The sequence below is a fragment of the Aquabacterium sp. genome, assembly GCF_016195855.1.
Classification (GTDB): Bacteria; Pseudomonadota; Gammaproteobacteria; order Burkholderiales; family Burkholderiaceae_C; genus Aquabacterium.
Window position 1 is genome coordinate 17,775 of the sequence record NZ_JACPYU010000008.1, and the last position, 19,496, is coordinate 37,270.

A 19,496-nucleotide genomic window follows, 5' to 3' on the forward strand; every position below is an offset into this window, starting at 1 on the left:
GAGGGCCAGCCCGCTGCGTCTTGCAGGTCGTCAGCGGATCACCGCGAGTTTGCGTGCGATGGCCACGGCCTGTGTGCGGCTGTGGGCCCCCAGCTTCATGTTGATGTTGCGCAGGTGGGTGCGCACGGTGCTGTCAGACACAAAGAGCTTTTCAGCCATGGCGCTGTTGGAGTAGCCCTCGGCCAGCAACTGCAGCACGCGGATCTCTTTGCGCGTCAAGGGCTCTGACAGCGCCTCACCTGGCTTGATGGCGGACTCGCCCTCCATGGCTGGTGCAGGGCCTGCAGCCTTGATCAGCCTTTGCAGGTGTTCGTGGAAGATGGGGTCGTCCGTGAGCTGGCGGCGGCCCGTGGGCTCACCTTGCAGGTGGGCATAACAGCGGTGCAACAGGGCCGCCGCCGCCTGGCCTTCATCCAGGATCAGCTGCATGAAGCCTTCCTGACAGGTTTGGTGCAGCACGTCCAGCAAGGTGTCCATGGCCGCGGGCAGGTTGCCGCTGCGTTGCAAGGCCAGGGCCTTGAGCACGCGCAGCTTGAGGACCCGCCCATGGCGGGTGCGCTCCAGCGCATCCTGGATGTCCTCGTGCGCACTGAGCAGCGCCCGGGCGGGGTCACCGAAGGTGATCTCCCAGCGCAGGTGGCCCAGTTGCAGGTCCTCCAGCTCCTGGGCGGGCAGCCGTTGGCGAGACACGCGTGACCACAGGGCCTGGTCATTGGCCCGGTCCAGCTCGTCACGCGAGACCTGTGCATGCCCTTGCAGCAAGAGCATGCGGGCGCGCTCCAGCTTGGCGCTGGCCACCACCCGCGGCAGCTGACGGTGGTGGCCCAGGTACTCCAGCTCGGTCAGCACATGAAAGGCCGCGTCGATGTCGCCCCGGTGGAAGGCGATGCGCGAGCGCAGCACGTGGCTGAGGATCATGTGATCGGGCAGGCCCACATCGCGCGCCAATGGCAGGTAGATGTTGAGCAGGTGCTCGGCCTCATCGAGCTGGTTGGTCTCGTACACCACGGCGGCATAGAAGACGCCGGCCCAGGCATGGCCATTGGTGTGGTTGTAGCCGGTCTTGTGCTCGCCCGTGGCGGCCAGGCGAAAGCGTGCCGTGGCCTGGCGCAGGCGACCTTCCTGCAGGTCCAGCAGGCCTTCCATGGATTCGGTGTAGATGCGCACAAAGGTGCTGGTGCCTTGTGTGGAGCGGGCGCTGTCCAGCAGGCGATGGGCTTCATGGTGATGCCCCATCACGGAGGCCACATTGGCCATGGCATTGGTCAGCACGCTGTCGGCAAAGGGCTTGCCGCTGGGCAGCTCGGCCAGGGATTCGCGCCCGATGCGGTAGGCCTCCTCGTAGCGGTCCATCATGGCCAGCAAGAGCGGGTGCAGGGCCCTGATGTTGGCGCGCACATCGGCGTCCTGGCCGCCCACCAGCAAGGCCTGCTCCAGTTGCGGCATGGCCTGCCAGGGCCCTTGTGTGAAGCAGATCGTCCACACGGACACGGCCATGAGGCGCGGGTTGGCGCGCAGGGATTCTTTGGGAATCAAGGCAAACCAACGTGACAGCAGCCGCAACTGGCCGTTGGCCAGGAACTGGTCTGCCCAGGGTGTCAGCAGGGTCAGGGCATGTGGGAAGTCGCCACCCTCGATGGCGTGGTCGATCGCCTGGACGGGATGGCCGTTGGATTCATACCAGGCGGAAGCCGCCAGGTGCAGACGGGAGCATTCTTCCGGTTGTTCACGCATCAGCTGGTTGCGCAGGAAGTCGGCAAACAGGCTGTGATAGCGCCATGAGGGCAAGGTGCTGGGGCCGTCATGGATGGGGTTGAGGAAAAGGTTGGCCGTATCGAGCTGCTCCAGGATGCGGGCGCAGTCCAGCCGCGGGTTGAGCGCCTGGCACAGCGGTGCATGCAGCTGCCTGAGCACGCTGGTGCGCAAGAGGAAGCTGCGCACGTCCTCGCTTTGCCGCGACAGCACGTCTTCGGCCAGGTAGTCGGCAATGGCCCGGTTCGAGCCAGAGAAGCGCTCGATGAAGTCGGCGCTCTGCCCGCGGCGTTCCAGGGCCATGGACGCCAGCCACAGCGCGGCCACCCAGCCTTCGGTCTTCTCATGCAGCTGGGTGATGGCCGCTGCAGGCAGGTTGGTCAACTTGCGCAACTGGAAGAACAGGCGCGTTTCTTCCAGCGTGAAGCGCAGATGCTCCGCGTCGATCTCGGTCAGCTGGCCACGTGCCCGCAGGCGGCCCAGGCCCAGATCGGGCAGGCTGCGTGAGCCAATGACGATCTGGCCTCGGCGCGGCAGCCTGTCGAGCATCTCGCGCACCAGTCCCAGCACAGCCTGCTCCTGGATGCACTCGAAATCGTCCAGGAACAAGGCAAAAGGCGAGCTGTGATCGGCCAGGACGTTGAGCACATCGGCTTGAGCGCGATCGTCGTCGGTCTCCGTGGTCAGGCGTGCCACGGCATCACTCAAGCCTTTGAGGAAGCGGGACACGTCGTTGTCCGAGCGATCCAGCGTCAGCCAGGCCGTGGCCACGCCTTCTTCTTCCAGGCAGATGCGGGCTTGCTGCATGGCTGTGGTCTTGCCATAGCCGGCGGGTGCGCGCACCAGGATCAACTTCGCACTGATGGCCTGCCGGATGCGATCGCATGCGGTGGCCCTCAGCACCTGCGTATAGCTTGCGTTTAACGCATCTGCCTTGTTGGGCGGGTGCGCTGGGTTGACGGCCTCGGCCGGTGCTTGAGAGGGGGCCGCGACAGGACATTGCAGCGGGAAGAGGGTGCCCATGGTGCTTCCTGCAAGTTGATTTCTTCTGGGTGTGAAGGGCATTGTCTGCCTCGCCCATCGCCCCGTCTCTACGTGCAATACCTGAGTGGTGGCACGTGCGATTTCCGTCGCTTCCGACGATGCGTGAGCACCGCGTGCTTTCTAGACTGACTCGAAGCAGATCGACAGCCTGGAGGCTCATGAACGACGTTTATGTTTACGACCATGTGCGCACCCCGCGCGGCAAAGGCCGGCCCGATGGGGCGCTGCATGAAGTCACGCCCGTGCGGCTGGCCGCATGCGTGCTGAGTGGCTTGCAGGCACGACAGGCATGGGATACGGACCTGATCGACGAGGTCGGGCTGGGCGTGGTGATGCCCGTTGGCGAGCAAGGTGCCGACATCACACGCACGGCCTTGCTGGAGGCCGGGTACAGCGAGGACATCGCGGGCTATCAACTCAACCGCTTTTGCACATCGGCGCTGGACACCGTGAAGATGGGCTGTGCCCTGATCGGCTCGGGCCAGGCTGAGGCGGTCATTGGTGGCGGGGTGGAGTCCATGTCGCGCGTGCCGATTGGCTGTGACGGTGGTGCGAGCTACACCGACCCTGCGGTGGGGCGCCGCCACCCCTATATCCCCAACGGGGTGGCGGCCGACCTGATGGCCACGCGCGCCGGGCTGGAGCGGGCCGAGCTGGATGCCTATGCGGTGGAAAGCCAGCGCCGCGCGGCCCATGCGCAAGCCCATGGTCACTTCAGTCAATCGCTGTTGCCCTTGCTGGACCTTCTGGGGCAGCCGCTGCTGCAGCACGATGAGGCCGTGCGGCCCCGGACCACGCTGGCAGACCTGGCTCGCCTCAAGCCCGCCTTCGAGGCGCTGGGCGCGGCCGGCTATGACGACATCCTCTTGCGGCGTTACCCGGAGTTGGCCGCCATTGCGCACCTGCACACCAGCGGCAATTCGAGCGCCATCGTCGATGGGGCCTGCGCCGTGCTGATGGGCAGCGCCGCGTTCGGGCACAAGGCGGGGCTGCGGCCCAGGGCCCGTGTGCGTGCGGTGCTCAGCGGGGCCTCCGAGCCTTTGCTGAGCCTGGGTGGCCCCATGCCCGTGAGCCGCAAGGCCTTGCAGCGTTGCGGCATGCGCGTGGCCGACATCGACCTCTTCGAGGTCAACGAAGCCTTTGCCGTGGTGCCGCTTTGCTACATGCGCGAGATGGGTGTGGAGGCGGACAAGGTCAACGTCAATGGTGGCGCGATTGCGCTGGGGCACCCACTGGGTGCCACCGGTGCCATCTTGCTGGGGACCGCGCTGGATGAACTGGAGCGGCGTGATCTGAACACAGCTTTGATCACGTTGTGTGCGGCGGCAGGGCAGGCCACTGCCTTGGTGATGGAGCGAGTGTGATGGGCATGGAGATACAGACATGGGACAACGTGCGGCTGTCGGTCGACGCGGAGGGCGTGGCCTTGCTGGTACTGGACGTGGCCGAGCGCGACGCCAACGTCTTCACAGCCGGCTTCATGGCCGACTTCTGCGCCGCAGTCGACTTCATTCGAGCGCGGACGGACATCAGGGGTGTCATCATCACCTCCGACAAGCCTGGCTGCTTTTCATCAGGGGCTGACCACGCGGACCTGTTGCAGGTGCATGAGTCGGGCATGTCGGCCTTGGATGTTCAAGCCATCCTGATGCCTTTTGCGCGGGCCTTGCGCGCCTTGGAGCAATGCGGGCGGCCGGTGGCTGCGGCCATCAATGGTGATGCCTTGGGTGGCGGCTTGGAGTTGAGCCTGGCTTGCCACTACCGCGTGCTGGCAGACAACAGCGAGGCCCTGATCGGTTTGCCCGAAGTCCGGGCGGGACTGCTGCCTGGCGGCGGGGGCACCCAACGCTTGCCGCGCTTGATCGGCATCCCGCAGGCCCTGCCCTTGTTGTTGAGCGGGCGTTGCGTGGCGCCGCAAGAGGCCTTGTCACTGGGGCTGGTGCATGCCTTGAAGCCGCTGGACGAGATCGTCAGGGCGGCCCGGCACTGGGTGCTGGCCAACCAACATGCGGCTCAACCATGGGATGTCAAGGGCTACACCGTGCCTGGCGGGGCGGGTGCCATGGCATCGCATGCCCTCAAGAGCTTTGGGCTGGGGCTGGCCAGGGTGAGGATGGAAACCCATGACAACGAGCCCGCGCCGCTGGCCATCCTCTCGTGTGTCTATGAGGGCACGCAGTTGCCCATGGACCGGGCCTTGACCTGCGAAGCACGGCACTTCAGCGCCTTGCTGACAGGGCATGTGGCGCGTAACCGCCTGAGGACCTTGATGGTCAATGCGCCCCGGGTGCTGCAGGCGCGGCGAGAGGGCCACCGCACCGATCTGGATGCCCTGCTGGCCAGCCGATTGAGCAAGGCGCTGGATGATGAATGGCGAGCCCAACTGGCCGAAGGCGTACCCCCGGCCATGAGCCGCAACGCGGCCAGGCAGGTTGGCCTGGCCCGCCTGCCCGAGCGAGATGGGGCGCCAGCGCACCGACCGGGAGATGGCAATTTGTCGATCGACGACCTGCGTGCGGCCTGGTTGACGGCTGCGGCCCTGGAAGCTGCGCGGTGCCTGGAAGAGGGCGTGGTCGACGAGCCCGCTCAACTGGACGTGGCGGCGGTCCTGGACCTGGACTTCCCGGCCTGGACCGGCGGGCCGCTGTCCTACATCGACACGCTGGGCCTGGGCCACTTCATCGAGCAATGCGAGCGCCTGGGTGTCCGCCTGGGCAGCAGGTTTGTGCCATCCCGCTGGCTGCGGGCTCGGGCCGTGGAGGCCGATGCGCTTTACGCCCATTCAAGGAAAGAAACCGTATGAAGACCAGAGTGACTGAACAACTGGGCATCGCCTATCCCATCATCCAGGGTGGCATGCAATGGGTGGGCCTGGCCGAGTTGGCGTCGGCGGTGTCGAATGCTGGGGGGCTGGGCATCCTGACCGCGCTGACCCAGCCGACCCCCGATGCCTTGAGGGCCGAGATCGAGCGCTGCCGGTCCATGACGGGCAAGCCCTTTGGCGTCAACCTCACGATCCTGCCTTCGGTCAAGCCGCCACCTTATGCCGAGTATGTGCGCGCCATCATCGAAGGTGGTGTCAAGGTGGTGGAGACCGCCGGCAACAGCCCCAAGGAGTTTGTCGACGAGTTCAAGCGCCATGGCGTGACCATCATCCACAAGTGCACCACGGTCCGGCATGCCTTGTCTGCCGAGCGCAATGGCGTGGACATGGTCTCCATCGATGGGCTCGAATGCGCGGGCCACCCCGGTGAAGACGATGTGGGCGGCCTGATCCTGATCCCCGCTGCAGCCATGAAGCTGAAGATCCCGGTGATCGCCTCGGGCGGCATCGCCAATGGCCGGGGCATGGCGGCCGCGCTGGTGCTGGGTGCCGAGGGCGTCAACATGGGGACGCGCTTTTGCGTGACCCAGGAAGCGCCCATCCACGACAACATCAAGCAGGCGCTGGTGCAGGGCAGCGAACGCGATACGGCTCTGATCTTCCGGACCTTGAAGAACACGGCCCGTGTCTTTCGCAACGCGATTGCCGACGAGGTGGTGCAGATCGAGCGCCGCCCGGGCGGTTGCAGCTTCGATGACGTCAAGCCGCTGGTCATGGGCGTGCGCGGGCGCGAGGCCCTGATCACGGGGGAGGTCGATGGGGGCGTGGTGAGCGCCGGCCAATGCATCGGCCTCATTGACGACGTGCCCACTTGTGCGGCCCTGATCCAGCGCATGGTGGCCGAGTGCCAGGAGCGCCTGGACATCGCGCGCAACTGGATGGCTTGAGGCCAGACCAGATTCGTCACTTTCGACGATGTACCCCCGCCGCCCCGCTGCCTACAGTGGGCAGCATCAACAGGCCGTCATCGGGATGGCCCATCACACCCCAAGAGGAGCCTACCCGTGTTTGACGGCCAGAACATTCAACTGACGCGATTCGATGGTGGCATTGTCGAGCTGTGCTTCAACGCCAAGCAAGACGCCATCAACAAGCTGGACACGCAGACGGTCACGGAGTTCCGGCAGGTCACCGAGATCCTGTCGGCGGTCTCGGGCATCAAAGGGGTGCTGATCACCAGTGCCAAGGACGTCTTCATCGTGGGCGCCGATATCAAGGGATTTGATCGCATCTTCAAGCAGACGGCCGAGGAGATCGCGGCAGACGTGCTCAAGAAGAACGACATCTTCGTGGCCTTTGACGACCTGCCCTTTCCGAGTGTGGTGGCCATCAATGGCTTCGCGCTGGGCGGTGGGCTGGAGCTGGCCCTGTCTGCCAGCTACCGCGTGATGTCAACGGCTGCCCAGGTGGGGCTGCCGGAGGTGAAGCTGGGCTTGTTCCCGGGCTTTGGTGGCACCGTGCGCATGTGCCGCATCGCGGGGCCTGCCGTGGCCACGGACTGGGTGGTGAGCGGCAAGCCCGCCAAGGGTCCGGCCGCCTTGGCTGCGGGCGTCGTGGATGAATTGTGCGAGCCCACCGAGTTGCGCGCACGGGCCCTGGCGGTCCTGGAGGAGGCGATGTCCGGGCAACGCGATTGGCGCGCTGTTCAACGGCGCAAGCAGGCGCCCGTGGCTTTGCAGGACGATGAGCTCAAGGGCATCTTCGATGCGGCTCACCTCAAGGCGCAGGGCTTGGCTGCAGCCCATCAACCTGCGGCATCGATCGCCGTGGAGATGATGGCCCAGGCTTCCCGGGTGGACCGTTCGCAGGCCCTGGCCCTGGAGGCGCAGGCTTTCGGGCGTGTGGCCAAGACGCAGGCCGCCAGCTCGCTGGTGCAGCTCTTCCTCAATGACCAGATCGTCAAGAAGCGCGGCCGCCAGTTCACCGGCCAGGCCAGGCCCGTCAAGCAGCTTGGCGTACTCGGGGCCGGCATCATGGGCGGCGGCATCGCGTATGTGAACGCGCTGCGCGGTACGCCCGTGGTCTTGAAGGACATCTCGCCCGCTCAGCTTGATCTGGGGCTGACCGAAGCCAGCAAGCTGCTGGCCAAGCAGGTCAAGACGGGCCGCCTGACGCAGGCCGTCGCCGATCAGGTGCAGGCTGCCATCCAGCCACGCCTGAACGATGAGGGGCTGGGCCAGGTCGACATGGTGATCGAGGCGATCATCGAGCGCCTGGAGATCAAGCAACAGGTGATCAAGACGCTGGAGGGCGTGGTCCGCCCGGACACGGTCATCGCCTCCAACACATCGAGCTTGCGCATCGATGACATCGCCAGCGCCCTGCAGCGGCCCGAGAACCTGGTGGGCATGCACTTCTTCAACCCGGTGCCCGCCATGCCCCTGGTGGAAATCGTCAAGGGCAGCCGCTCCAGCAACGAGGCCGTCGCCACCGCGGTGGCGCAGGCCGTGGCCATGGGCAAGACGCCGATCGTGGTGCAGGACTGCCCGGGCTTCCTGGTCAACCGCCTCATCACGCCGTATGTCGCCGGCTTCCTGCAACTCATTGCCGATGGTGCGGACTTTGAAGAGGTCGACAAGGTGATGGAAGCCTTTGGTTGGCCCATGGGGCCTGCCTACCTGCAGGACGTGGTCGGCATGGACACCAGCGTGCATGTGGCTGAGGTCATCGCAGCAGGCTACCCCGAGCGCATGAAGCCGGTGGCGGCCAATGCCGTGCGCTTGCTGGTCGACCACAAGCGCTACGGCCAAAAGAGCGGCAGTGGCTTCTACCAGTATGTGGCGGGCGAGGGTGGGCGACTGCAGAAGCAGCACGCGCCCGAGGCCCATGCTCTGCTGGCAGCGGTCCAGCCATCGGGTCGGCGCCGCTTCGACGCTTCCGAAGTGGAAGACCGGATGATGCTGCCCCTGATCGTGGAGGCCGCTCATGCGCTGGAGGAAGGCGTGGTCGAGACCCCGGCCGAGCTGGACACGGCCATGTTGTTGGGTTTGGGCTTCCCGGCCTACCTGGGTGGGCCTTTGAAGTACGCGGACTGGCTGGGCCTCACCGAGGTGGTGGCGCGGTGCGACCGTTATGCCCACCTCGGCCCGGCCTACCAGGCCACGCCCCGCATGCGCGAGATGGCGCGGGACGGTGCCCGTTACCACGGCCGCTGACCCCCTCGACGACGACGCTCATCCACCCCATTTGAGGACCTCCATGAAACTTGATGCTTCCGTTTCTGCCATCGTGACCGGTGGCGCATCCGGGCTGGGCGCGGCCACGGCCCGACGCCTGGCTGCTTGCGGCGTGAAAGTCGCCATCTTCGATCTCAATGCCGACCTGGGTGAGCCCCTGGCGCGTGAACTCGGCGGCATCTTTTGCCCGGTGGATGTCACCAGCGACGAGGATGTGAGCCAAGCCCTGGCACGTGCCCGTGCGGTACACGGCCAGGAGCGGGTGCTGGTCAATTGCGCGGGCACCGGCAATGCCATCAAGACGGCCAGCCGGGACAAGGCCACAGGCGAGATCCGCCACTTCCCTTCGCTCAACTTCGACCGCATCGTCCAGATCAACCTGGTTGGCACGTTTCGCTGCATTGCCCAGTCGGCAGCCGGTATGCTGAGCTTGCCGCCTTTGGCCGATGGGGAGCGGGGCGTGATCGTCAACACGGCCTCGGTGGCGGCAGAAGACGGGCAGATGGGGCAGGCGGCCTACTCGGCTTCCAAGGCCGCCATCGTGGGCATGACCTTGCCCATCGCCCGCGACCTGATGGGTGAAGGCGTGCGCGTCAACACCATCCTGCCCGGCATTTTCAACACCCCTTTGCTGCAAGGCGCACCAGAGAACGTCAAGGCCGCACTGGCCGAATCGGTGCCCTTCCCCAAACGCCTGGGCGAGCCCGATGAGTTCGCCTCGCTGGCTGAACAGCTGATCACCAATGGCTACTTCAACGGTGCCTGCATCAGGCTGGATGGCGCCATCCGCATGCCACCGCGCTGAGCCGCTGGCTGCTATCCCCCAACTTAACGCACACATCAAACATCATGTCTGAAGCCTATATTGTTGCTGCTGCCCGTACACCGGGTGGTCGTCGCGCTGGCCGCCTGTCCGGCTGGCATCCTGCGGATCTGGCCGCGCAGGTGCTGGATGCCCTGGTGGCCCGCACGGGCGCCGATCCGGCCCTCATCGACGACGTCATCATGGGCTGTGTCGGTCAGATTGGCGAGCAGGCCTGCAATGTGGCGCGCAATGCCGTCCTGTCGTCCTGCTTGCCTGAGTCTGTGCCCGGCACCTCGGTCGATCGGCAATGTGGGTCCTCGCAGCAGGCACTGCACTTTGCGGCCCAGGCCGTCATGTCAGGCACGATGGATGTGGTGATTGCCGCGGGGGTGGAGAGCATGTCGCGCGTGCCCATGGGCACGCCCATGACGCTGCCGGCCAAGAACAACATGGGCTTTTATGTCAGCCCCGGCATGCACAAGCGCTATGACGGCGTGGAGTTCAGCCAGTTCGCGGGTGCCGAGCAGATCGCCCGCAAGTACGAGCTGAGCAAGGACGAGCTGGATGCCTATGCCTACCTCAGCCACCGCCGCGCGATCGAAGCAACCAGGCTGGGCCGCTTCGAAGAAGAAGTGCTGCCCGTGGCGGTGCGCATGGCCGAAGGCCACTGCCCCGATGAGCTGACCACGGTGGACGAAGGCATCCGCTTCGAGGCCTCGCTGGAGGGCATCGCCTCGGTCAAGCTGATCCAGGAGGGGGGGCGCCTGACGGCGGCCTCGGCCAGCCAGATCTGCGACGGCGCCAGTGGCGTGATGGTGGTCAACGAGCGGGGGCTCAAGGCCCTGGGCGTCAAGCCCCTGGCGCGTGTCCACCAGATGACGGTCATCGGGCACGACCCGGTCATCATGCTGGAGGCACCGATCCCGGCCACGCAGCTTGCGCTCAAGCGTTGCGGCCTCAGCCTGGATGACATCGATGCCTACGAGGTGAACGAGGCCTTTGCATCGGTGCCGCTGGCCTGGCAGAAGGCGCTGGGCGCCAACCCTGATCGCCTCAATGTCAATGGCGGGGCCATTGCCCTGGGCCACCCCTTGGGGGCTTCAGGTACCCGCTTGATGACGACCTTGCTGCACGTGCTGGAGCAGCGCGGCTGGCGCTACGGCTTGCAGACCATGTGCGAGGGTGGTGGCCTGGCCAATGTCACCATCGTTGAACGGCTGTGACGGCATCAAGCAGGGAGCCAGAGATGACCAGTGCGGTACGTTATGAACAAGATGGCGATGTGGGCGTCATCTACCTGGCCAATGCGGCCAGGATGAACCCCTTGTCCGAGGAGATGCAGCAGGGCCTGCTGGAACTGCTGGAGCGCATCGAGCGCGAGCGCAGTGTCAGGGCTGTCCTGCTGATCGGGGAGGGCAAGTCGTTTTGTGTCGGTGCCGACCTCAATGGCATGCAAGCGGCAGAGGGCGACACCCGCAGCCTGGGGCAACGCACGGCCGACACCATGATGGTGTTGTCCAACCCCTTGATTTTGCGTTTGCAGTCCATGTCGGTGCCGGTGGTGTCAGCGCTCAACGGGGTGGCGGCCGGTGCCGGCGTGGGCCTGGCCTTGGCGGCCGATGTGGTCATCGCGGCGCGCTCGGCCTACTTCTATCTGCCCTTCATGCCCAAGCTGGGCATCGTGCCGGATCTGGGCAGCAGCTGGTTTCTCACGCAGCAGCTGGGGCGGGTGCGGGCGACGGCGCTGACCTTGTTGGGCGACCGCCTGTCGGCCGAGCAGGCGCAGCAATGGGGCTTGATCTGGGAGGTGTGTGACGACGCCTACCTTGATACCCAGGCCAGGGGGCTGTGCAAGCGCCTGGCGGCACTGCCGCCCCATGCAGTGGTGGAGACGCGGGCGGCGGTGGCGGCAGCGCTGGTCAACGGCTTGAGTGAGCAGTTGAACTATGAGGCGCAGCGCCAGCGGGAGTTGATTGACCGGGCGTCGTTTGTGGAAGGGGTGAGCGCGTTCCTGGCGCGGCGTGAGCCTGTGTTCAAGGCTGGTTGATATTCAGATACTCATTGAAGTTCAGATTTTCATTGCATGTCGCTCCTCGTGACGGCTTGACCGGTGTGTTGTCGGACGCACCGGTCTTTTTTGCATTTTCGGTTTGCCGCTCTTCTGCTTTTGGTTTGCCGTGCTGAGAGTGGGCGCTTTGGCGGTGCTTCCGCAGGTCGGGGGTTGAGGTGGCATCTGGCCGGGCTTCATGTTGACGGTCCTGCCAAAGGCAGGACTGCCCTGCGCTGCGCGGCGTCCCCAAGGCGCCCGGCCAGATGCCACCTCAACCCTTTTCCGACCTGCTCTTGGTACGCGAAGGTTGTTGGGCCGAGATAGGCAAGGGCCCTTGCTTTGACGCAGCTTAAGCGTCAAGCCGTCGCACGCGAAACCAACGTCGCCTGCATCAAGCGGGGCGCAAGAAGGACTGAGGCGGTATTTGGCTGGGCGCCTTGGTGGTGCTGAGGAGCGGAGCAAAGAAGTGGGCGCGCGTAGCGCGCATCGTGAACTGACTCGCCGGGGTTGTTCGAGCGAAGCAGACAGCGTCTGCGCAGCGAGTTCCCCGGCGCCACTTCTTTGCGAGCACCGCAAGGCAGTCCCGCTTGCAAAGCGGGACCACCAACATGAAGCCTGGCCAAATACCGACTCGGTCCGCGCCTCGCGCTGCACTGAGAAAGCGCCTCAACCTCAGCAAGACGCCAAGCAAAACCGACACAAGCAGAAACGTCAAAGCGTGCTGACCAGGTGCCCCCCATCCACCGCCAACACCGCCCCCGTCATATAGGCCCCCGCATCCGAAGCCAGCAGCAAGAGCGGCCCATCCAGGTCACCGGGCTGGCCAAACCGCCTCTGCGGAATCCGGCCCTGCAGCCGCTGCCCCGCCTCGCTTTGCAGAAAACCGCTGTTCAAGTCGGTTTCGATGTATCCCGGTGCCAGGGCATTGACGCGTATGCCGTACCGGGCCCATTCCAGCGCCAGCGCCTTGGTCAGGTGAATGAGGCCCGCCTTGGAGGCGCAGTAGGGCGCCACGGCACCTCCCACGCGCAAGCCCAGGATGGAAGCCACATTGACGATGCAGCCGCCACGCCCTGCCTGCTGCAGATGGCGCGCGGCCTCGGTGGCGACCAGCCAGGCGCCTTTCAGATTGGTGTCCATGACCTCATCCCATTGGGACTCGGTCTGCGACAGGGCAGGGGCCGACGTTGCCAGGCCGGCGTTGTTGACAACGACGTCTGGTGCCACCCAACGCTGCGCGACCTCTTCAAAGGCCGCCGCCACCGATGAGGCCGAGCTGACGTCCATCTCGACGGCATGAGCCTGCAGGCCCTGCTGCTGCATCTCGGCCACCAGGCCTTGCAGACGTGCCAGCCTGCGTGCCGCCAGCATGACGCGGGCGCCCGCGCGGGCCATCGTCCAGGCACTGTGCAGGCCCAGGCCGCTGGAGGCGCCGGTGATCAGGGCCGTGCGTCCGTTCAAGGAGAAGCTGGGGCCGGGTGTGCTCATGTGGTGCCTCCCTTGGCGATGCGGCGGCCCATGCGCCAGCGGTGCGTTTCGTTGGGGCCGTCGTAGATGCGGAAGGCCCGCATGTCGCGGAAGATGGTCGCCACGATGCTCAGGTCGGTGACACCCCGGCCACCCAGCACCTGCACGCTGCGGTCCACCACGCGCCACTGTGCTTCCGAGCACAGCACCTTGGCCATGCTGGATTCGTGGCCGCCATCTTCACCCTGATCCAGTACCCAGGCCGCGTGCCAGATGGTCAGCCGGGCGGCGTGCATGTCCATCTCGTTGTCGGCCAGCATGAAGCCGACACCCTCGTGGCGCACCAGTACCTGACCAAATGCTTCGCGCTCGCGCGCATAGGCCACGGCCGTGTCATGGGCGCGCCGTGCCGCCCCCAGCCAGCGCATGCAATGGGTCAGGCGGGCTGGCGCCAGGCGCACCTGGGCATAACGAAAGCCCTGACCGATGGTGCCCAGGCAGTTTGCTGCAGGGACCTTGAGGCCCTCGAAATGCACAATGGCGTGGCCACCGGCGAAGCACGAGTCCAAGGCGTCCAGCTGCCGCTCGATGCGGATGCCGGGCTGGTCCATGTCGGCGAGGAACATCGTGGCCGAGCCGTCTTCCATGCGGGCCATGACGATGCCCACCCCGGCACCAACGGCGCCGGTGATGTGGATCTTGGTGCCCCGGATCACATAGTGGTCGCCTTCCAGCCTGGCCTGGGTTTGCAGCATGCTGGGGTCCGAGCCTGCGCCGGGTGCCGGCTCGGTCATGCAGAAGCAAGAGCGGATGTCACCCGCCACCAGCGGGGCCAGCCAGCGGTCTTTCTGAGCAGGCGTTGCGACCAGTTCCATCAGGTGGATGTTGCCCTCGTCAGGCGCGGCGATGTTGAGGGCCAGGGGCCCCAGTGGCGAGTAGCCCGCTTCTTCAAAGACGATGGCCTTGTCGATGTGGCTCAGGCCCAGTCCACCCAGGCTGGTGGCTGCATGCGGTGTCAACAGGCCGGCCTGGCGGGCGCGGTCTTGCAAGGCCCGCCTGAGTTCATCGGTGGGCCCGTGGGGTGTGCGCCGTGGGTCGCTTTCCAGGGGGATGACCTGCTCTGCAATGAACTGCCGGGTTCGTGCCTGCAGTTCACGCTGTGGGGGTGAGAGACAGAAATCCATGTCGCTTGATGGTGGAGTGAGAAAGAGGGATCAGGCGGCCACACGCCAGTGCAGGCGTTGTTCGGGCCCGGCGTCGACCGTGCCTTGCAAGCCCACCGGGCTGTTGCTCAGCGAGGTGAGGCGGGCCATGGTCACCAGGTCATCGGCCGGGACGCGGGCCATCAGCCGCGCACCTTCAGGCGTGCGGGCGATGACGGTGCCAAACTCCGGCTTGCCCTGGCGATCAAAGATGACGGTGTGGGTTTCGAGTTGGGCTGGGCCCTCATGGTGCGCAACAAGCAGGGGAGCGGGTCCGCGCAGCACGTCGGCCTGGGTTTGGGCGCCACCATCGGATTGCAGCTGGCCATGGGGTGATGGCGCGGTGGACAGCACCACCGCATGGTGCTTGGTCAGGTACTCGCCTTGCCCATAAAGCAGCCCTTTGTCGCCAGGCTTGGCGCGCAGGGCTCGCACCATGGCCGCGGTGCCATGGCTCATGTAATTGTTGAGCGGGCCGCCGAAGTAGCTCAGGCCACCGGTGACGGACAGGCTGGCATCGGCCGGCAAGCCCAGCACCCGCCTGGCCAGTTTGGGCACCACGGGAAAGCAGCTGTAGAGCTCCATGTGCTGAAAGGGTTGGCTCCCCCCACCAGCGATGTCCTTGGCCGCTTCCAGCACAGCTTCCTGCGCCGGGACATGCCAGTAGTTGGCTCTGGCCAGGTAGTCACGCGACTCCTGCGCCTGGGCGCCGCCCAGGACGTACACCAGCTTGTCATCAGGGATGCCCAGCTCATGGGCCAGCTGCAGATTGGTCAGGATGATGGCCGCGCCCATGTTCACCAGGGGGTTGGCAACCATGGACAAGGTATAGGGCCAGGTGATCAGCCGGTTGCGCTCATGGGGCGTGATGATGTCCTGGGCCGCAAGGCGCCGGCGCTGCCAGGCGTAAGGGTTGCCTTCGGCCACTTCAGATAGGTGTGACCACATGGTGCCGGATTCCATCTGGGCCTGCTGAGGCGTCTGTGAGGTGGCGGCGGTCAAGGCGTTCTCGAAGAAGGCATAGACCTGTACGGGTGACACCATGCCGTGGGCCACGGCAATCGGGTGGCAGATGTCGGCGCCCCTGAGCAAGCTGGCGTGCTGGTCGCGTGGGGTCCAGTTCAAGGGCGTACCGGTTTTGGCCGCGCTGGCCACGGTGTGGCTGGACTCCGCGCCGACGATGGCGGCAATGGCGCTCTCGCCCTCGGCAATGCGCCTGGCCGCTTCGTGCAGCAGCCGAACGGGCGACTCACCACCAGCCTGGGCGTAAGCACGGTGCCGAGGTGCCATGTGCATGCGCGCCGAGAGCAAGGCCGGCGCGTCTTCGTACGGCCAGGAGTGCTCGCACACCACATCCAGTGAATCGACCGCCTGCAGGAGCGCCGCCCCCACATGCGGCTGTGCGTTCTCCAATGCATCAGTCTGTGCGGCGTGCAGCGCGGCCGCCATCAAGGACAGCGGCTCCAGCCCGGCGGCGAGGTCCTGGGGGCGCCAGGTGATCTCACCCACACCAATGATGACGGGGGTGCGCGCCACGTTCAGGGATGCGGTGTGCGGACGTGTGCTCATATGGCCTCTCCTCTATAGCGACATGCAGTGTCATGGTGGAGGGCGCTGGCGGCGATCGTCCGTTGCGACGAATTCAAGCCATGCGGGCGGGGTGATCAATAGGCAGGCTTCTTCGTCAAATGCGACGATTGACCGTGCTCAGGTGGGCTTGAAGAATTCGCGGCAGATCAACCCCCAACGGAATGGAACATGGACAGCAAACCGAAGCAGCCCGCCATGCTCGAAGGCATCCGCATCACGGATCTCAGCACGGTGATCTTTGGCCCCTATGCCACGCAGGTGCTGGCGGACCTGGGGGCGGATGTGATCAAGGTCGAGCCCACCGGGGGGGACACCATCCGCATCCTGGGGCACCCCCCCAAGACGCCGGGCATGAGCCCACTGCACATGCGCCTGAACAGAGGCAAGCGCTCGGTGGACTGGGACTTGCGCAGCGAAGCGGGCCGCGAAGCCTTGCGCAGGCTGGTGCAAAGCAGCGACGTCTTCGTGCACAACGTCCGCGCAGAAGCCATGGACAGGCTGGGTTTTGGCTACGAGGCCGTTCGCGCCATCAAGCCGGACATCATCTACCTGCACTGCACGGGCTTTGACCAAAGCGGCCCCTACGCGGGCTTGCAAGCCTATGACGACGTCATCCAGGCCGCAGCGGGTGTGGCGACCTTGCTGCCCTATGTCGATGGGCAACCGCGCCCTCGCTATCTGCCCATGACCTTGGCCGACAAGGTGTCGGGCCTGCACGCGGCCTACGCGATCACGGCGGCCCTGGTGCACCGCTTGCGCACAGGGCAGGGGCAGTTCGTCGAGGTGCCCATGTTCGAATCGGTGGCCAGCTTCAACCTGCTGGAGCACCTGTTCGACCATACCTTCGTGCCGCCGACGGGGTCAGCCCGCTATCCCCGCCAGTTGGACCCGGCTCGCCAGCCGATGCGCACCCGTGACGGCTGGATCTCGATTGCACCGTATCTCGACGACCGCTGGGTGCGCTTCTTCGAGGCGGTAGGCCGAGGGGATGTGCTGAGCGAGCCGCGCTTCAAGGACCCTGTTGTCCGCCGCAGCAACATGGACCAGATGTACATGCTGATGTCGGAGATCACGCCGACGAAGCGCACCGACGAGTGGCTGGCCTTGCTGGAAACAATCAATGTGCCGGCCATGCGTGTCAACGAGATCGAAGACCTGCTCGATGACCCGCAGATCAAGGCCAGCGGGCTCTTGCAGCAGCGCGAGCACCCGACGGAGGGCGCCTACATCGAGGTGGGCGCGCCGGTGCGCTTCTCGGCCTGGGAGGCGTCGCCCGCGCGGCATGCGCCTGGGCTGGGTCAACACAGCGAGGAGGTGGCCGGCGAGCTGGGGGTGTGCTTGTCGGTGCCGTCAACGCCCAAGGTGGCGGGCAGCCGCTGAACTCAAACGCCGTCCAGCACCTGGATGGCCGCTTGCGCAAAGGCGGCGCTTTGATCGCCAACGCGGCCGGCATCTTCTGCGGCGGCATTGCCGGCCAGCGCACGCGCACGCACCCCTTCCAGGATCACCGCGAAGCGGAACAGCGAGAACGCCAGGTGGAAGGGCGCCACCCGATCTGGGCGCCCACTGCAACGGTGGTAGTGCGCCAGGTACTCGGCCTGTGTGGGCAAGCCCTGGGCCTGCAAGTCCAGGCCCAGCAGGCCATCGAAGGATGCGGGCGGCGTGTGCCAGGCCATGGCGGAGTAAGCCGCATCCGCGAGCGGGTGCCCCAGGGTCGACAGCTCCCAGTCCAGCACGGCGATCACACGCGGCTCACTGGGGTGGAACATCAGGTTGCCCAGACGGAAGTCGCCGTGCGCGATGCGGGTGTCATCGCCCTTGGGGATGTGCGCGGGCAGCCAGGCAATGAGGCGCTCGATGTGGGTGTCTTCCCGCGTGCGCGAGGCGGCCCATTGCCGGCTCCATCGCGCGATCTGCCGGGCGAAGAAGTTGCCGGGTTTGCCGTAGTCGCTCAGGCCCAGTGCGGCCCAGTCCAGGCTGTGCAGGGTGGCCAGGGTTTCGGCCATGGCCATCCAGTAGGCCTGGCGTTGGGCGGGTTCGATTTCGGGCAGCGCGTGGCTGGACATCACGCGGCCCGCCAGCTTGTCCATCACGTAGAACGGCGTGCCGATGACCTGCGCGTCTGCGCAAAAGGCCCGCATCTTCGGCACGGGCAGGCCGCTGTTGGCCAGCGCACGCTGGATGCGGTATTCGCGGTCCACCGCGTGCGCGGAAGGCAGCAAGGGCCCGGGCGGCTGCTTGCGCAGCACCAGCGCGCATTCGGGGAAGTCCACAAAAAAAGTGGGGTTGGACTGCCCACCATGGATGCGCGTAAGGTGCATGGGGCCTTGTGCCCCTGCGACATGCTGGCCCAGCCAGGTTTGCAGCGCCTGCGTTTGCGCGGTGTTCAGCACAGGGGGCGCCTTCTCATGCATGGGCATCAGGCATCACGATGATGGGCTTGACGGTGCGCCCGCTCTTGCAATCGGCGATGGCGTCGTTGATGGCATCCAGCGGGTAGTGCCGGCACAGGCGGTCAAAGGGCAGCAGGCCGGCGCGGTGCAGCTCGATCAAGCGCGGGATGAACACCGCCGGCACGCTGTCGCCTTCAATGGACGAGCGGATGGTGCGCCCACCCAGCAGCAGCGCAGCATTGAGCTTCAGGCTCGCGCCCGGTGGGGCCATGCCCAGCATCAAGGTGGTACCTGTGCGGTGCGTGGAGGCGATGGCGGCGCCCATCACCGCGGGCACGCCGGTGGCGTCGATGGCGAAGTCCACGCCGCCGGGCACCTGTGCGTGAACCTGGGCATCACTTGGCGTGTCACCAGCCTGGATCAGGGCGGTGGCACCCAGCTCGGCGGCCAGGTCCAGCCGGGAGGCATGCAGGTCCACCGCCAGGATGCGGGTGCAGCCGACTGTCTTGGCCGCCATGATGGCCGACAGGCCGACTGCGCCCAGGCCATGAACCACCAGGCTCGATCCCGCCTGGGGCTTGAGCACATTGAGCACGCCGCCCGCACCGGTCTGCACGCCGCAAGCCAGCGGGGCCAGGTCAACCAGCGGCAGGTGCTTGGGCACCCGCACCGCATTGCGCTCATGCACCAGCGCATGGCTGGCCAGCGACGATTGGCCGAAGAAGCCCGCAGACACGGCCTGGCTGCCCGCATGGTGCGTGCACGAGCCATCGGCGCGGCGCGTGGCCAGGTTCAGCTGGCGCGCGTACTGGCAGTACGCGGGTTGGCCGCTCTGGCAGCTGGCGCAATGCCCGCAAGACGCGAAGCTCAGGATCACGTGGTCACCAGGGATCAGGTGCTCGACGCGTGGGCCAACCCGCTGGACCACGCCCACCCCCTCGTGGCCCAGGATGCCGGGCAGCGGGTAGGGCAGGTGCTGGTCTAGCGCCACGATATCGGTGTGGCACAGGCCGGTGGCGATGACGCGCACCAGCACCTCGTCACCCTGGGGCGCATCAAGCTCAAGGTGCTCGATGGTGAACCGGCCGGGCTCGCGCACGACGGCGGCTTGAATGTCCATGATGGGCCTTTCA

General features: G+C 66.0%; 14 protein-coding genes. 8 read left to right on the forward strand and 6 right to left on the reverse strand.

What is annotated here, in order from left to right:
• Positions 1-30: 30 nt before the first annotated feature.
• Positions 31-2,775 carry a LuxR C-terminal-related transcriptional regulator gene (locus tag HY019_RS07440; protein ID WP_290689783.1) on the reverse strand — a complete coding sequence of 915 codons (2,745 nt, stop codon included), beginning with the start codon at positions 2,773-2,775 and terminating at the stop codon, positions 31-33.
• Positions 2,776-2,954: 179 nt separating this feature from the next.
• Between HY019_RS07440 and HY019_RS07445 the strand changes: the two genes are divergently transcribed.
• The 7 genes from HY019_RS07445 to HY019_RS07475 all read left to right on the forward strand — a co-directional run bounded on the left by HY019_RS07445 (position 2,955) and on the right by HY019_RS07475 (position 11,708).
• A complete protein-coding gene (locus tag HY019_RS07445; protein ID WP_290689784.1) occupies positions 2,955-4,160 on the forward strand; it encodes an acetyl-CoA C-acetyltransferase in 1,206 nt (401 codons plus the stop codon).
• Positions 4,160-5,599, forward strand: a complete 1,440-nt coding sequence (locus tag HY019_RS07450) for an enoyl-CoA hydratase-related protein (protein WP_290689785.1) — start codon at positions 4,160-4,162, stop codon at positions 5,597-5,599. The genes HY019_RS07445 and HY019_RS07450 overlap by 1 nt, the downstream gene beginning before the upstream one ends.
• The gene (locus HY019_RS07455; RefSeq protein ID WP_290689789.1) at positions 5,596-6,567 is read left to right on the forward strand and encodes a nitronate monooxygenase family protein; all 972 of its coding nucleotides are present in this window, start codon (positions 5,596-5,598) and stop codon (positions 6,565-6,567) included. The genes HY019_RS07450 and HY019_RS07455 overlap by 4 nt, the downstream gene beginning before the upstream one ends.
• 117 nt (positions 6,568-6,684) lie before the next feature.
• Positions 6,685-8,835: a fatty acid oxidation complex subunit alpha FadB gene (gene fadB / locus HY019_RS07460; protein ID WP_290689792.1), complete on the forward strand. Its 2,151-nt coding sequence runs from the start codon at positions 6,685-6,687 to the stop codon at positions 8,833-8,835.
• 43 nt (positions 8,836-8,878) lie between these two features.
• Positions 8,879-9,661 (forward strand): SDR family NAD(P)-dependent oxidoreductase, encoded by a 783-nt coding sequence (locus HY019_RS07465; RefSeq protein WP_290689794.1) that lies wholly within the window; start codon positions 8,879-8,881, stop codon positions 9,659-9,661.
• Between the two features lie 44 nt (positions 9,662-9,705).
• Positions 9,706-10,884 (forward strand): acetyl-CoA C-acetyltransferase, encoded by a 1,179-nt coding sequence (locus HY019_RS07470; protein WP_290689796.1) that lies wholly within the window; start codon positions 9,706-9,708, stop codon positions 10,882-10,884.
• Positions 10,885-10,907: 23 nt separating this feature from the next.
• Entirely contained in the window at positions 10,908-11,708 is an 801-nt protein-coding gene (locus HY019_RS07475; RefSeq protein ID WP_290689798.1) for an enoyl-CoA hydratase-related protein, read from the forward strand.
• A gap of 714 nt (positions 11,709-12,422) precedes the next feature.
• Here HY019_RS07475 and HY019_RS07480 read toward each other — a convergent pair.
• The 3 genes from HY019_RS07480 to HY019_RS07490 are packed head-to-tail and all read right to left on the reverse strand — an operon-like array spanning position 12,423 to position 15,949.
• Complete coding sequence (locus HY019_RS07480; protein WP_290689800.1) at positions 12,423-13,199, reverse strand: SDR family oxidoreductase; 777 nt, start codon at positions 13,197-13,199, stop codon at positions 12,423-12,425.
• A complete protein-coding gene (locus HY019_RS07485; RefSeq protein WP_290689802.1) occupies positions 13,196-14,362 on the reverse strand; it encodes an acyl-CoA dehydrogenase family protein in 1,167 nt (388 codons plus the stop codon). The genes HY019_RS07480 and HY019_RS07485 overlap by 4 nt, the downstream gene beginning before the upstream one ends.
• 30 nt (positions 14,363-14,392) lie before the next feature.
• Complete coding sequence (locus tag HY019_RS07490) at positions 14,393-15,949, reverse strand: acetyl-CoA acetyltransferase (RefSeq protein WP_290689804.1); 1,557 nt, start codon at positions 15,947-15,949, stop codon at positions 14,393-14,395.
• 189 nt (positions 15,950-16,138) lie between these two features.
• Between HY019_RS07490 and HY019_RS07495 the strand changes: the two genes are divergently transcribed.
• The gene (locus tag HY019_RS07495; protein WP_290689806.1) at positions 16,139-17,350 is read left to right on the forward strand and encodes a CoA transferase; all 1,212 of its coding nucleotides are present in this window, start codon (positions 16,139-16,141) and stop codon (positions 17,348-17,350) included.
• Between the two features lie 2 nt (positions 17,351-17,352).
• Here the strand turns inward: HY019_RS07495 and HY019_RS07500 are convergent, their stop codons facing one another.
• Together HY019_RS07500 and HY019_RS07505 are read right to left on the reverse strand one after the other, a co-directional pair.
• The gene (locus HY019_RS07500; RefSeq protein WP_290689808.1) at positions 17,353-18,390 is read right to left on the reverse strand and encodes a phosphotransferase family protein; all 1,038 of its coding nucleotides are present in this window, start codon (positions 18,388-18,390) and stop codon (positions 17,353-17,355) included.
• Positions 18,377-19,483 carry an NAD(P)-dependent alcohol dehydrogenase gene (locus HY019_RS07505; RefSeq protein WP_290689809.1) on the reverse strand — a complete coding sequence of 369 codons (1,107 nt, stop codon included), beginning with the start codon at positions 19,481-19,483 and terminating at the stop codon, positions 18,377-18,379. The genes HY019_RS07500 and HY019_RS07505 overlap by 14 nt, the downstream gene beginning before the upstream one ends.
• Between the last annotated feature and the right edge of the window lie 13 nt (positions 19,484-19,496).

What these genes read in the sequence shown, in the direction of transcription:
- HY019_RS07440 (WP_290689783.1), bottom strand. Translation starts at nt 2,775, where the DNA reads ATGGGCACCCTCTTCCCGCTGCAATGTCCTGTCGCGGCCCCCTCTCAA.
- HY019_RS07470 (WP_290689796.1), top strand. Translation starts at nt 9,706, where the DNA reads ATGTCTGAAGCCTATATTGTTGCTGCTGCCCGTACACCGGGTGGTCGT.
- HY019_RS07500 (WP_290689808.1), bottom strand. Translation starts at nt 18,390, where the DNA reads ATGCCCATGCATGAGAAGGCGCCCCCTGTGCTGAACACCGCGCAAACG.
- HY019_RS07450 (WP_290689785.1), top strand. Translation starts at nt 4,160, where the DNA reads ATGGGCATGGAGATACAGACATGGGACAACGTGCGGCTGTCGGTCGAC.
- HY019_RS07480 (WP_290689800.1), bottom strand. Translation starts at nt 13,199, where the DNA reads ATGAGCACACCCGGCCCCAGCTTCTCCTTGAACGGACGCACGGCCCTG.
- HY019_RS07455 (WP_290689789.1), top strand. Translation starts at nt 5,596, where the DNA reads ATGAAGACCAGAGTGACTGAACAACTGGGCATCGCCTATCCCATCATC.
- HY019_RS07445 (WP_290689784.1), top strand. Translation starts at nt 2,955, where the DNA reads ATGAACGACGTTTATGTTTACGACCATGTGCGCACCCCGCGCGGCAAA.
- HY019_RS07475 (WP_290689798.1), top strand. Translation starts at nt 10,908, where the DNA reads ATGACCAGTGCGGTACGTTATGAACAAGATGGCGATGTGGGCGTCATC.
- HY019_RS07485 (WP_290689802.1), bottom strand. Translation starts at nt 14,362, where the DNA reads ATGGATTTCTGTCTCTCACCCCCACAGCGTGAACTGCAGGCACGAACC.
- HY019_RS07505 (WP_290689809.1), bottom strand. Translation starts at nt 19,483, where the DNA reads ATGGACATTCAAGCCGCCGTCGTGCGCGAGCCCGGCCGGTTCACCATC.
- HY019_RS07465 (WP_290689794.1), top strand. Translation starts at nt 8,879, where the DNA reads ATGAAACTTGATGCTTCCGTTTCTGCCATCGTGACCGGTGGCGCATCC.
- HY019_RS07490 (WP_290689804.1), bottom strand. Translation starts at nt 15,949, where the DNA reads ATGAGCACACGTCCGCACACCGCATCCCTGAACGTGGCGCGCACCCCC.
- HY019_RS07495 (WP_290689806.1), top strand. Translation starts at nt 16,139, where the DNA reads ATGGACAGCAAACCGAAGCAGCCCGCCATGCTCGAAGGCATCCGCATC.